The organism is Georgenia sp. G2120, from assembly GCF_055326485.1.
Window position 1 is genome coordinate 76,181 of the sequence record NZ_JBUZNL010000015.1, and the last position, 12,305, is coordinate 88,485.

The 12,305-nt window shown below is 72.7% G+C and carries 12 protein-coding genes; 5 read left to right on the top strand and 7 right to left on the bottom strand.

Annotated features, from left to right (window positions below; all coding sequences use genetic code 11):
- Window positions 1-59 precede the first annotated feature (59 nt).
- Window positions 60-1,241, bottom strand: a complete 1,182-nt coding sequence (locus ACZLMO_RS14535; protein WP_463654133.1) for an N-acetylglucosamine-6-phosphate deacetylase — start codon at window positions 1,239-1,241, stop codon at window positions 60-62.
- Between the two features lie 85 nt (window positions 1,242-1,326).
- On the opposite strand from ACZLMO_RS14535, the gene ACZLMO_RS14540 reads away from it, so the two are divergent.
- The 3 genes from ACZLMO_RS14540 (at window position 1,327) to ACZLMO_RS14550 (ending at window position 2,732) form a co-directional block, all read left to right on the top strand.
- Window positions 1,327-1,692 (top strand): hypothetical protein, encoded by a 366-nt coding sequence (locus ACZLMO_RS14540; protein ID WP_463654134.1) that lies wholly within the window; start codon window positions 1,327-1,329, stop codon window positions 1,690-1,692.
- Between the two features lie 172 nt (window positions 1,693-1,864).
- Window positions 1,865-2,254 (top strand): hypothetical protein, encoded by a 390-nt coding sequence (locus tag ACZLMO_RS14545; protein ID WP_425713105.1) that lies wholly within the window; start codon window positions 1,865-1,867, stop codon window positions 2,252-2,254.
- A gap of 67 nt (window positions 2,255-2,321) precedes the next feature.
- On the top strand, window positions 2,322-2,732 hold the full coding sequence (locus ACZLMO_RS14550; RefSeq protein ID WP_425713104.1) for a hypothetical protein: 411 nt from the start codon (window positions 2,322-2,324) through the stop codon (window positions 2,730-2,732).
- A 135-nt stretch (window positions 2,733-2,867) separates the two neighbouring features.
- Here the strand turns inward: ACZLMO_RS14550 and ACZLMO_RS14555 are convergent, their stop codons facing one another.
- Genes ACZLMO_RS14555 through argC form a run of 6 tightly spaced genes read right to left on the bottom strand, consistent with a single transcriptional unit; the run spans window position 2,868 to window position 9,569 of the window.
- A complete protein-coding gene (locus ACZLMO_RS14555; RefSeq protein ID WP_463654135.1) occupies window positions 2,868-4,157 on the bottom strand; it encodes an argininosuccinate synthase in 1,290 nt (429 codons plus the stop codon).
- The gene (argR, locus tag ACZLMO_RS14560; RefSeq protein ID WP_463654136.1) at window positions 4,154-4,708 is read right to left on the bottom strand and encodes an arginine repressor; all 555 of its coding nucleotides are present in this window, start codon (window positions 4,706-4,708) and stop codon (window positions 4,154-4,156) included. The genes ACZLMO_RS14555 and argR overlap by 4 nt, the downstream gene beginning before the upstream one ends.
- Window positions 4,705-6,138: an acetylornithine transaminase gene (locus ACZLMO_RS14565; RefSeq protein ID WP_463654137.1), complete on the bottom strand. Its 1,434-nt coding sequence runs from the start codon at window positions 6,136-6,138 to the stop codon at window positions 4,705-4,707. The genes argR and ACZLMO_RS14565 overlap by 4 nt, the downstream gene beginning before the upstream one ends.
- On the bottom strand, window positions 6,135-7,223 hold the full coding sequence (gene argB / locus ACZLMO_RS14570) for an acetylglutamate kinase (RefSeq protein ID WP_463654138.1): 1,089 nt from the start codon (window positions 7,221-7,223) through the stop codon (window positions 6,135-6,137). The genes ACZLMO_RS14565 and argB overlap by 4 nt, the downstream gene beginning before the upstream one ends.
- Window positions 7,220-8,431, bottom strand: a complete 1,212-nt coding sequence (gene argJ / locus ACZLMO_RS14575) for a bifunctional glutamate N-acetyltransferase/amino-acid acetyltransferase ArgJ (RefSeq protein ID WP_463654139.1) — start codon at window positions 8,429-8,431, stop codon at window positions 7,220-7,222. The genes argB and argJ overlap by 4 nt, the downstream gene beginning before the upstream one ends.
- Window positions 8,432-8,489: 58 nt before the next feature.
- Window positions 8,490-9,569, bottom strand: coding sequence for an N-acetyl-gamma-glutamyl-phosphate reductase (gene argC, locus ACZLMO_RS14580; protein ID WP_463654140.1), 1,080 nt, complete (start codon window positions 9,567-9,569; stop codon window positions 8,490-8,492).
- Window positions 9,570-9,872: 303 nt separating this feature from the next.
- Here argC and istA point away from each other — a divergent pair, with 303 nt between their 5' ends.
- A complete protein-coding gene (gene istA, locus ACZLMO_RS14585; RefSeq protein WP_463654081.1) occupies window positions 9,873-11,396 on the top strand; it encodes an IS21 family transposase in 1,524 nt (507 codons plus the stop codon).
- Complete coding sequence (gene istB / locus ACZLMO_RS14590; RefSeq protein WP_463654080.1) at window positions 11,393-12,178, top strand: IS21-like element helper ATPase IstB; 786 nt, start codon at window positions 11,393-11,395, stop codon at window positions 12,176-12,178. The genes istA and istB overlap by 4 nt, the downstream gene beginning before the upstream one ends.
- The last annotated feature ends 127 nt before the right edge of the window (window positions 12,179-12,305 follow it).

Sequence of the window (12,305 nt, forward strand, 5' to 3'; positions counted from 1 at the left end):
TGCCTGTCGAAGGCGGCAGCTCGCAGGAACGCAGTAACGAACTCGCAGGAACGCGGGGCTCAGCTCGCGGCGACGACTTCTCCGTTCCGCACGACGCTCGTCGGCCGCAGGTCGCCGTCGGAGAGGACGACGTCGGCCCGCGCACCCGGGACGAGCACGCCGACGTCGGACAACCCCAGCACCCGTGCCGGCACCGCGGACGCCATGTGCACCGCGTCGACGAGCGGGACGCCGGCGCGGTGGACGGTTCGCACGACGTCGATCAGGTGACTCGTGCTGCCGGCGAGCGCCCCGCCGTCGGGCAGCCGGGCGACCCCGTCGGTCACGGTCACGCGCATCCCGGCGAGCTGGTGGTCGCCGTCGGGCATGCCGGTAGCGGCGAGGGCGTCGGTGATGAGAACCGCGGAGTCCCGCCCCACGATCTCGACCACGTCGCGCACCAGCGAGACGTCGAGGTGGACGCCGTCGCCCACGAGCTCGACGACGACGAGCCCCCGCGCGGCCGCCGACACGATCGCCGGGATCGGACCCGGGTCGCGGTGAGCGAACGGGCGCATGCCGTTGAACAGGTGCGTGACCGTCGGGCGGGCGTCCCCGAGCACCTCCACCGCGTGCTCGATCGCCCCACGGGTCGTCGCCGCATCGGCGTCGGTGTGGCCGAAGGACGGGAGCGCACCGCCGGCGATCAGCGCCTCCACCACTCGCTCCACCCCGGGCAGCTCCGGCGCGATCGTCATCGTCCGCACGTGCCCGCGCCCGATGTTGAGCAGCTCGGCGGTGAGCGCGGCGTCGGGCGGGTGGATCGCCGACGGGTCCTGGGCGCCGGCCCGGGCCGCCGAGAGGAACGGTCCCTCGAGGTGGATCCCGGCGATCTCCCCGGCGTCGCACAGGTCGGCGAGCACCGCGACGCGCTCCCTGAGGACCAGGGACGGAGCGGTCACCAGGGAGGCGAGCATCGTCGTCGTGCCGTGGTTCCTGTGCTCGTGGACGGCACGGAGGGTGGTGGCGGCGTCGACGTGGTCCGGGAAACCCACTCCCCCGCCGCCGTGGTTGTGCAGGTCGACGAGGCCGGGGAGCACGAACCCGTCCGTGGTCAGTGTCCGTGCCCCGGCGAGGTCGAGCTCGCGCGCCGGTCCGACCGCCACGATGCGGTCGCGCTCGACGAGGACAGCGGCGTCGTCGAGCACGGCGTCGGGCGTGACGACGCGGCCGAGGAGGGCGAGCCGGCCGGTCGTGGTCATGGCACCAGCCTGCCGCAGGTGGCGCGGTGGATCGCCCTCCGGGACCCCGCGGCCGGTCGCGCTGCGGCGGGACTACCGTGACGCCATGCCTCGACGCCTTCCCCGCACGCTGACGACCGCGCTCGCCGCCGGCCTCCTCGCCACCACCCTCGCCGCGTGCGGGAGCGACGACGAGCTGACCGAGGCCGAGGCCTGCGAGGAGTACACGACCACGTTCGAGGAGTTCGGCGAGCGCTCCGCCGAGGAGGGCGGCCCCGACGCCGGCACCGACCTCTACGAGGAGTACGAGACCGAGATGCTCGACCTCGCCGAGCGCTCGCCGGACAACCTCGCGCCGCTGTTCGAGGAGGAGGCCGCCCTCATGCGCGCGATCGTCGACGGCACCGCCGACGTCACGATGCTCGAGAGCTCGCAGGAGAACACGGCCGCGATCGAGGAGATCTGCGGCTGAGCGACGAGGTGTGTCGTCCCGGCCGCGACCTCCGTCCGGCAGTAGGCGCCGCAGCGCCCACACCCTCGTGGACGGGGAGCGCTCCCCCTGTCCGGCCCGCCCCGGCCGTCACTAGGTTCGACGCAGGCCCGCACGGTTCGCGAGCCGCCCACCGCGACCTCCCGGAGCCACCATGCACGCGCGCAGGACCGCCCCGCTCGTCGTCGTCGGGCTGGTCGTCGCCGCCCTTGCCGCCTGCGGGGACGAGCCCGAGCTGACCGAGGCCGAAGCCTGTGCCGAGTACGACCGCATCGTCTCCGACATCGAGGCCACCAACCCCACCTTCCTCGACCCGAACCAGGTCATGCAGCCCGACCTCATGGACGAGTACGGCAAGCAGATGGCCGACCTCGCCGACCGCGCGCCGGGCGACCTCGCCGACCTCTTCGACGACGAGGCCGAGTTCGCCGAGACCCTCCTCGACGGCAGCGAGGTCGACGAGGACACCTTCCCCGACCACCTGGCCACCGAGAACGCGATCCACGCGGCGTGCGGGACGGCCTCCGGGGCGGACGCGAGCTGAGCGCTCCCGCTGCCTCACACCCCTGCCCGACGACGAACCCCCACCCACCGAACCCATCGGAGACACCATGACCGTCCGCCGTCCCGCCGCCACGATGTTCACCGTCGGCCTCCTCGCCACCTGCCTGGCCGCATGCGGCGGCGGGGGCGAGGAGCTGTCCGAGTCCGAGGCGTGCGACGAGTTCAGCACGATCTACCAGGAGATGGAGCAGCGCACGCTTGAGCTGACCGACCTGTCCGACGTCGGCGCCGTGCAGGAGATCTTCGCCGACTACGGGGAGCAGTCGGCCGACCTCGCGGAGCGGTCCCCGGACAACCTGCGGCCGCTGTTCGAGGAGGAGGCCGCGTTCGGCGAGGCCGCGGGCGGCGGAACGCCGGACCCCGACCTCATCGCGAGCAACGCCGAGAACGAGGCCGCGATCCGGGAGATCTGCGGGGAGTTCAGCGGGTACGGCACCGGCGGAGGCTCGGTCGGCTGATCCCATCGCACGGGGTGACCGTGACGACCTCGCAGCACGCAGGAGGGCGGGCGCCGACCAGTGATCCGGTCGGCGCCCGCCCTCTTAGCGCATCTCGGGCGATGGGCAGCCGCGTCGGCCGCCCACCACACCTGCTCAGTCGGTGAAGAAGTCCACCCCGTTGCCGAACTTCTCGTCGCGCGCGGCGGACAGCTTCGAGGTGAGGCCGTAGATGTCGATGAACCCGACCGAGCTCGACTGGTCGAACGTGTCCCCGGCGTCGTAGGTCGCGAGGTTGAAGTCGTACAGCGACGACTCCGACCGGCGCCCGGTGACGACCGCGCGGCCGCCGTGCAGCGTCATCCGGATCTCGCCGGAGACGTAGCGCTGGGTCTCGGCGACGAACACGTCGAGCGCCTTCTTCAGGGGCGAGAACCACTGGCCGTCGTAGACGAGCTCGGCCCACCGCTCGGAGACCCGGCGCTTGTAGCGCGCGAGCTCCCGCTCGATGGTGACGTTCTCGAGCTCCTTGTGCGCGGCGAGCAGGGCCATCGCACCGGGGGCCTCGTACACCTCGCGGGACTTGATGCCGACGAGCCGGTCCTCGACCACGTCGATCCGCCCGATGCCCTGGGCGCCGGCGCGGCGGTTCATCTCCTGGATGGCCTGGAGGGGGGTGACGGCCACGCCGTCGATCTCCACCGGGATGCCCTGCTCGAAGCGGATGACGACCTCGTCGGGCAGCGGCGGGTACGTGGGGTCGTCGGTGTAGCTGAAGATGTCCTTGGTCGGGGCGTTCCAGATGTCCTCGAGAAAACCGGTCTCGATGGCGCGGCCCCACACGTTCTGGTCGATGGAGAACGGGTTGTTCCTCGTCGTCTCGATCGGGAGGTTGTGCTTCTCGGCGTACTCGATGGCGACGTCGCGGGTCAGAGCGAGGTCACGGACCGGCGCGATGCACCTGAGCTCCGGCGCGAGCGAGGTGATGCCGACCTCGAAGCGGACCTGGTCGTTGCCCTTGCCGGTGCAGCCGTGGGCCACGGTCGTGGCGCCGAACCGCTTGGCCGCGCGCACGAGGTGCTTGACGATGACCGGCCGCGAGATCGCGGACACGAGCGGGTAGGCGTCCTGGTAGAGGCCCTGCGCCTGGAGCGCCGGCATGCAGTACTCGGCGGCGAACTCGTCCTTGGCGTCGGCCACGTAGGCGTCGACGGCGCCGCAGTCGAGCGCACGCTGACGGATGACCTCGAGGTCCTCACCACCCTGCCCGACGTCGACGGCCACCGCGATGACCTCCGCCCCCGTCTGCTCGCCGATCCAGCCGATGGCGACGGAGGTGTCGAGCCCGCCGGAGTACGCGAGGACGACGCGCTCCTTGCCGCTCGCGGTTCCGCCGGCGCTCCCGGCCTGGGGCGCCGGGGTGGTCTGGGAGGTCTCGGTGGTCATGCGTCCATCCTTTCGCCCTGATCAGGGCTGGTCGTCTCCGTGCGGGAGGTGGAGCGGGGCCCGCCGCGGCGGGCAAGGTCGAGGAGCCGGGCGACGAGCCCGGCGGCGGTCTCGTCGTCGCGCGTGATGACGAGGACCGTGTCGTCGCCGGCCACGCAGCCGAGCACCCCCGGGAACCGGGACTGGTCGACGGCGGAGGCCAGCAGCTGGGCCGCCCCCGGCGGGGTGCGCAGGACGGCGAGGTTCTGGGCGTGGTCGGCGCCGACGAGGACCTCGACGCACCACCGCTCGAGGCGCGCGTGCACCTGGGTGGCGTCCGTGGCCGGAGCCGGCGAGACGAGGGCGGGCAGCGCGTAGACCTGCGAGCCGTCGGTGCCGCGGACCTTGACGGCGCGCAGCTCGTCGAGGTCGCGGGAGACCGTGGTCTGGGTGACGCTCACCCCGCGATCCGCGAGGAGGCCCTGGAGCTCGGACTGCGAGTGGACCTCGCCCGCCCCGATGAGCTCCTCGACGATCGCGTGCCGCGCGGCCCGGGTGGTCGGGGCGCTCATCGTCGGCCGTCCTCGGGGCCGGAAATCCCCTCACTCGTCAGGTTCTGCTCGACGCGGTCGAGCGCGAGGGCGAGCTTCTCGGCCGCCTCGGCCACGTCGTCCTCCGAGAGGATCAGCGCGGGCGCGAGTCGCACGGTGTCCGGGGCGACGGGGTTGACGATGAGGCCGGCGTCCTGGGCGGCGGCGGTGACCGCGGCGGAGTGCTCGCCCGTCAGCCCGACGCCGACGAGCAACCCCGCGCCCCGCGTGCCCGCCACGAGGGGCGAGCCGATGGACTCGATCGCGGCGCGCAGGGACTTCCCCGTCTGCTCGACGCCGTCGAGGAAGCCCGGGGCGCCGACGACGTCGAGGACCGCGAGCGCCGCGGCCGCCGAGGTCGGGTTGCCGCCGAACGTCGTGCCGTGGGCGCCGGGGCCGAGCTGCGTGGCCGCGTGCTCGCCGATCGCGATGGTCGCGCCGATCGGCATGCCGCCGCCGAGGCCCTTGGCGAGCGTGACGACGTCGGGGACGAACCCGCCGCCGAGCTCTCGGCGGTGGTGCCCGAGCCAGCTGCCGGTGCGGCCGATGCCGGTCTGGATCTCGTCGACCACGACGAGTGCGCCGGCGTCGCGGGCGGCCTGCCCGGCCTCCGCGAGGAACCCCTCGGGAAGCGGCACGACGCCGGCCTCCCCCTGGATGGGCTCGACGATCAGTCCGCCGACGTCGCCGACCGCCAGCTCGCGGCGGACCGACTCGATGTCCCCCGGCGCGACGAACGTGACGTCCGGGCCGAGCGGCGCGAACGGCTCGCGGTAGGCGGCCTTGTGGGTGAGCGCGAGGGCACCGAGGGTGCGGCCGTGGAAGGCGTGCTCGAGCGCGAGGATCCGCCCCGGCCGGCCGGTGCCGAACCGCTCGGTGCCGTGCCGGCGCACGATCTTCAGCGCCGCCTCGTTGGCCTCGGTGCCCGAGTTCGAGAGGAAGACGCGCGAGCCCTCGGGCGCACCGCCGGGCACGACGATCTCGAGCAGCCGCTCGGCGAGCCGCACCTGGGGGTCGGTCGTGAAGAAGTTCGAGACGTGCCCGAGGCGCGCGACCTGGTCCGCGACGGCGCCCACGAGCGCCGGGTGACCGTGGCCGAGCGAGAGCACCGCGATGCCGCCGAGCAGGTCGAGGTACGTGCGGCCCTCGGAGTCCGTGACGTGCGTGCCCGACCCGGAGACGAGCTCGAGGCGCGGCGTGCCGAACGTGTTCATCACGGCGCCGGTGTAGCGGTCCTGCCAGGTCGTGGGCTGGGCGGGCTGGTCCGGCGCAGCGGCTGTCTCGGCGGGCTGGTCCGGCCCAGCGGCCGGCTCACCGGTCGGCGCGACCGACGTCACCCCGTCCGCCCCGTCCACCGGGGCGTCCACGGCAGGATCGCGGTCGTCGCCGGGCTGCGGCGTCGTCGTGCTCATGAGTGCTCCCCCTTGCTCTCGGCGACCATCGGGTCGGCGGCCTGGTCGGCGGCCCGCTGGGCGGGCGCCTCGTCGTCGTGCCCCTCGTCGTCGGGCAGGACGAGCGTCCCCACCCCCTCGTCCGTGAAGATCTCCAGCAGCATCGAGTGCGGCGTGCGGCCGTCGATGACGTGCGCCTGCGGGACCCCGGCGCGCACCGCCCGCAGGCAGGCCTCCATCTTGGGAACCATCCCGGACTGCAGGCTCGGCAGCATCGCGGCCAGCCGGCTCGCGGAGACCTGGGACAGCAGCGAGGAGCGGTCGGGCCAGTTCGCGTACAGTCCCTCGACGTCGGTGAGGACCACGAGCTTACGCGCCCCCACGGCGGCGGCGACGGCGGCGGCCGCGGTGTCGGCGTTGACGTTGAGCACCTCGGCGGGGTCGTCGACGTCGACCGCGATGGTCGAGACCACCGGGATGCGCCCGGCGTCGAGCAGCTGGGTGATCGCGTCCGGGTTGACGGTGACGACGTCACCCACGTGCCCGACGTCGACACTCTCGCCGTCGACCGTGGCCGTGCGCCTGCGGGCGAGGAGGAGCCGCCCGTCCTCGCCGGACAGGCCCACGGCGTGCGCGACGTCGTGGTTGAGCAGCGTGACGAGCTCGCGCTGGACCTGACCGGTGAGCACCATGCGAACGACGTCCATCGCCTCGCCGGACGTGTAGCGCAGCCCGCCGCGGAACTCCGAGTCGATACCGAGGCGGCCGAGCATCGAGGAGATCTGCGGGCCGCCGCCGTGCACGACGACCGGGCGGAGCCCCACCTGGTGGAGGAAGAGGACGTCGGAGGCGAAGGCGCGCTTGAGCTCGTCGTCGACCATCGCGTTGCCGCCGTACTTGACGACCACCGTGGCGCCCGCGAACCGCTGCAACCACGGCAGCGCCTGGACGAGGACCTCCGCCTTCTGGTGCGGGAAGAGGTCGCGCTCGGTGTCGAAGCGGAACTCGGGGGTGGCGGTGGGCGCGTCGCCGGACGGCCCCGTGGACGGGGCGGTCGTCGGGGCGTCGTTCGTCGTCGTGCTGGTCGAGATCGTCGGTTTGCTCATGTGGAGTACGCGCTGTTCTCGTGGATGTAGTCGTGCGTGAGGTCGTTGGTCCAGACGGTGACGGTGGCGTCGCCGGCCTTGAGGTCGACGAGGACGCTCACCTCGCGCTCCGCGGCCAGGTCGACGAGGTCGCGCGGCTCCCCCACCCCGGCGTTGCGGCACACCTGGACGCCGTTGACCGCGACGTCGATCGTGGTGGGGTCGAAGGGCGCGACGTCGACGGGCACCGTGCCGGCCGCGGCGATCACCCGGCCCCAGTTCGGGTCGTTGCCGAACACCGCCGCCTTGAAGAGGTTGGACCGCGTGATCGCGCGGGCGACGGCAAGGGCGGCGGGCTCGTCGGACGCGTTCGTGACGGTCACGGCGATGTCGTGGGACGCGCCCTCGGCGTCGGCGACGAGCTTGCGGGCGAGGTCCGCGCTCGCGGCGGTGACGGCGTCGGCGAGCTCGTCCTCGGTCGGGGTGACCCCGGAGGCGCCGGACGCGAGGAGGATGACCGTGTCGTTGGTCGACATACAGCCGTCGGAGTCGACGCGGTCGAAGGTCGTGGCGGTGGCGGCGCGCAGGACGCGGTCGGCGGTGGCGGCATCGACGACGGCGTCCGTGGTGAGGACGACGAGCATCGTGGCCAGGCCCGGCGCCAGCATCCCGGCGCCCTTGGCCATGCCGCCGACGGACCAGCCGGCGCCGGGGACGTGCACCTGCTTGGCGACGGTGTCGGTGGTCATGATGGCGTGGGCCGCGTCGTCGCCGCCGGTGGTGGCGAGGGTGATGGCGGCGGTGTCGATGCCGCCGAGGAGGCGCGGCATGTCGAGCCGCTCACCGATGAGGCCCGTCGAGCAGACGGCGACGTCGCCGGCAGAGACGCCGAGCGTGGCGGCCACGTGCTCGGCCGTGCGGTGGGTGTCGGCGAAGCCCTCGGGGCCGGTGCACGCGTTGGCACCCCCGGAGTTGAGGACGACGGCGTCGAGGCGCCCGTCCGCGACCGCCTGGCGCGACCAGGTCACCGGTGCGGCCTCGATGCGGTTCGTGGTGAGGACCGCGGCGGCGACGCGGTCGGGGCCGTCGTTGACGACGAGCGCGACGTCGGGGGCGCCGGAGGGCTTGAGGCCCGCCGTGACGCCGGCGGCCCGGAAGCCCTTCGGCGTGGTGATGCCGGGGGTGGTGGCGGGCGTGTTCTCAGGCTCGGGCGTGTTCGTGTCGGTCACGGGGCGACTCCCATCGTCGTGGGTCCGGAGGTCGGTGTGCTCATGGGAGACGCGGTGCTCACGGGGCGACTCCCGTCGTCGGCAGTCCGGCGGTCTCGTCGAGGCCGAGGGCGAGGTTGAGGGACTGGATCGCGCCGCCGGCGGTGCCCTTGACGAGGTTGTCGATGGCACACAGGGCGACGACTCGGCCGGCGCGGTGATCGACGGCGACCTGCACGGTGGCGAGGTTGGAACCGGCGACCTGGCTCGCGGTGGGCCACGTGCCCTCGGGCAGGAGACGGACGAAGGGCTCGTCGTCGTAGGCGGCGTGCCAGGCGGCGGCGACGTCCTCGGCCGTGGCGCCCTCGGCCAGCGGCGCGGTGACCGTGGCGAGGATCCCGCGCGAGATCGGCGCGAGGACCGGCGTGAAGGAGACCTTGGGGGTGGCGGCGCCGGCGACGGTGAGGTTCTGCTCGATCTCCGGGACGTGCCGGTGCGTGCCCGCGAGGCCGTAGGGCTGGAGGTTGCCGGCGGCCTCGGCGGCGGTGAGGTGCGGCTTGAGCGACTTCCCCGCGCCCGAGTAGCCGACGGCGAGGACCGCGACGACGTCGGAGGAGTCGACGACGTCCGCCGCGACGCCGGGCTGCAGCGCGAGCGTGACCGCCGTGACGTTGCAGCCGGGGACGGCGATGCGACGCGATGTGGTGAGGGCCGTGCGCTGGGCCGCGGGCGCGGTCTCGTCGGCGTGCAGGAGCTCGGGCAGTCCGTAGGGCCAGGCGCCGGCGTGCGGGGTGCCGTAGAAGTCGTCCCACGCGGTGGGGTCGGTGAGGCGGTGGTCGGCCCCGGCGTCGACGACGAGGCCCTCGTACCCGACGTCCTCCAGCGCGGCCGTGACCTCGCCGGAGGCGCCGTGCGGGAGGGCGAGGACGACGACGTCGTGCTCCGCGAGGCGCGCCGGGTCCGTGGGCTCGAGGACGCGGTCCGCGAGCGGGAGGAGGTGGGGCTGGTGGCGGAGCAGCGGGTCGCCGGCGGAGCTGTTGGCGGTGAGGGCGCCGACGGTGAGGTCGGGGTGCGCGAGGGCCAGGCGGAGGACCTCGCCGCCCGCGTACCCGGAGGCGCCGGCAACGGCTATCGAGAAAGACACCGCATCATCATACATGGGCTTGCATATCCATGCGGGCTGGGTGGTGAGGTGCGGCTGCGCCCCGGCACGAGATCAGGTGATCGGCGCGAGACCAGGGGATGCACCTGTCAGCGGCCATGAAAAGCTGCCCATAGGTGGCCAGGGAATGACCCGCTGACGGCCACAAGGACTGCCCAGTGATGGCCACCGGCTCTGCCCGGTGCTGGCCATCTGGTTTGCCCGCGCTACTCGTTGCCCGCCGCGTCGTGAGACGGCGGGGGCCCCTTCCCCGGGTTGGATATCGGTGTCGAATCGAATCCAGCGAGGAAGAGGCCCTGAATGAAGGATGCCGTAGAAACCATGAGAATACTCAGTGCCTATGACCTGACCAGGTCATTGCGGGGTGCCGCCGAGTTGACCGGTTGCTCCCACCACACCGTGGCCCGGCTGGTGCAGGCCCGCGATGCCGGCCAGGCCCCTGGAGCCGGAGCCAGTCGCCCGAGGGTCACCGACGCGTGGCTGCCCAAGATCGAGGAATGGGTCGAGGCCTCCACCGGGCGGATCCGCGCCGATGTCGTGCACGACAAGCTCACCGTGATGGGCTACACCGGCTCGGAGCGTTCCACCCGCCGGGCGGTGGCGGAGGTGAAGGCCGCCTGGCGGGCTGGGAGGCGGCGGGTGCACCGGCCCTGGATCACCGAGCCCGGGGGCTGGTTGCAGTACGACTTCGGCGATGGGCCGGTGATTGACGGGGCCAAGACGGTGCTGTTCGTGGCCTGGCTGGCCTGGTCTCGCTTTCGGATCGTCATCGCCCTGCGTGATAGGACGGCTCCGAGCGTGTTCGCTGCCCTGGACCGGTGTTTCCGGCTGATCGGGGGTGCCCCGACGTATGTGCTCACGGACAACGAGAAGACGGTGACGGTCTCCCATGTGGCCGGGGTGCCGGTGCGCAACCAGGCCACCGTGGCGTTCGCGGCGCACTACGGGGTGGAGGTGCTGACCTGCCGGCCGGCGGACCCGGCTGCCAAGGGCGGGGTGGAGAACGCGGTGAAACTGGCCAAGGCCGATCTGGTTCCGAAGGACACCAACCTGCGGACCGAGTACACCTCGTTCGCCGAGCTCGAAGAGGCATGTCAGTCGTTCATGGCCCTGGTCAACGCCCGGGAGCACCGGGTGACCCGCCGCCGCCCGGCCGACATGCTCGCCGAGGAGGCTGGCGCGCTGCACCGCATCCCCGCCACGGCGCACACCGTCTCCTACGGGGTCGGACGCAGGGTGCCGGAGAACACGCCGATGGTCTCCTTCGAGAACGCCCAGTACTCGGTGCCGGCGCACCTGCTCGGGGCCGAGGTCTTCGTCCGCCATCACGGCACCGGCCCGGACTCGCAGGTGGTCATCATGCACGCCGGTGCCGATGGTCCGGTGGAGGTCGCCCGGCATCAGCTGGCCCGGCCCGGGTCTCCGGCCATCGACGACGCGCACTTCCCCGGCCACCAGGCGGACAAGGTGCCCGGGGACTACACCCCGACGCCTCGTTCGGCGGCGGAAGCGGAGTTCCTGGGCATCGGGGCCGGGGCGAGGACCTGGCTGGTGGAGGCCGCCGCGGCCGGCACGGCGCGGATCGGCCAGAAGATGGCCGAGGCCGTCACCCTGGCCAAGCTGACCGGCACCGACCAGGTCGACAAGGCCCTCGGGGTCGCCGCCGTGCACCACCGCTTCGCCCACGGGGACCTGTCCTCCCTGCTCACCGCCGCCGGCCACCGCACCGGGACTCACGCCGCGACGGAGGAACGGTCCCTGACGCAGGGCACCGCCGGCTGGGCCGGCCTCGGCACCACCAGCACCGAGGGGGCAGCCCGATGAGCATCACGACCCCGAACACCACCGCACCGGCGCTGCCGGCCGAGCTCGAGGCGCTGATGCGGCAGCTGAAGATGCCCCACGCCCGAGGGATCGCCGCCGAGGTCCTGGCCACCGCCCGGGCCCAACGCTGGGAACCGGCCGAAGTCCTCAAGGCTCTCTTGACGGAGGAGACCGCCGGGCGGGCCCGGTCCATGCTCGCCGCCCGGCGCAAGGCCGCCGGATTCCCCACCGGCAAGACCTTCACCACCTGGGATGAACAGGCCTCCTCGATCCTGGCCCCCACCCAGCAGTCCCTGCGCACCCTGGAATGGCTCTCACGCAGGGAGAACCTCGTGGTCTGCGGGCCCTCCGGCACCGGCAAGACCTTCTTCCTCGAGGCCCTGGGCCAGCAAGCCGTCGAGGAGGGCCGACGGGTGGCCTGGTTCACCCTTGAGGACCTCGGGGCGATGATCCGAGCTCATCGGCCCGATGACACCATCACCAAGGCCGTGGCCCGGATCCTGCGCGCCGACCTGGTCATCATCGATGACATCGGGCTGCTGCCGGTCGCCGACGATGCCGCCGAGGGCCTCTACCGGATCGTGGACGCCGCCTACGAGAAACGCTCCGTGGCCATCAGCTCCAACCTGCACCCAGCCGGTTTCGACGAACTGATGCCCAAGACCCTGGCCACCGCCACCGTGGACCGGCTCCTGCACCACGCCCACGTCTGCCAGACCACCGGAGACTCCGTGCGGATGACCCAGGCGATGGCCGGGAAGGGAGTCATGCCACTGAACTGATCCCATCACGGTGGCCAGCATCACCACCCAAGCGGGCAAACCAGCTGGCCACCAGTGGGCAGTTCTGATGGCCACCAGCGGGACGAAACACTGACCGCCTATGGGCAGAACTCAACGGCCCTTGACA

Coding starts and splice junctions, on each gene's coding strand:
- ACZLMO_RS14535 (WP_463654133.1), bottom strand. CDS start 1,241: ATGACCACGACCGGCCGGCTCGCCCTCCTCGGCCGCGTCGTCACGCCC.
- ACZLMO_RS14540 (WP_463654134.1), top strand. CDS start 1,327: ATGCCTCGACGCCTTCCCCGCACGCTGACGACCGCGCTCGCCGCCGGC.
- ACZLMO_RS14545 (WP_425713105.1), top strand. CDS start 1,865: ATGCACGCGCGCAGGACCGCCCCGCTCGTCGTCGTCGGGCTGGTCGTC.
- ACZLMO_RS14550 (WP_425713104.1), top strand. CDS start 2,322: ATGACCGTCCGCCGTCCCGCCGCCACGATGTTCACCGTCGGCCTCCTC.
- ACZLMO_RS14555 (WP_463654135.1), bottom strand. CDS start 4,157: ATGACCACCGAGACCTCCCAGACCACCCCGGCGCCCCAGGCCGGGAGC.
- argR (WP_463654136.1), bottom strand. CDS start 4,708: ATGAGCGCCCCGACCACCCGGGCCGCGCGGCACGCGATCGTCGAGGAG.
- ACZLMO_RS14565 (WP_463654137.1), bottom strand. CDS start 6,138: ATGAGCACGACGACGCCGCAGCCCGGCGACGACCGCGATCCTGCCGTG.
- argB (WP_463654138.1), bottom strand. CDS start 7,223: ATGAGCAAACCGACGATCTCGACCAGCACGACGACGAACGACGCCCCG.
- argC (WP_463654140.1), bottom strand. CDS start 9,569: ATGTATGATGATGCGGTGTCTTTCTCGATAGCCGTTGCCGGCGCCTCC.
- istA (WP_463654081.1), top strand. CDS start 9,873: ATGAAGGATGCCGTAGAAACCATGAGAATACTCAGTGCCTATGACCTG.
- istB (WP_463654080.1), top strand. CDS start 11,393: ATGAGCATCACGACCCCGAACACCACCGCACCGGCGCTGCCGGCCGAG.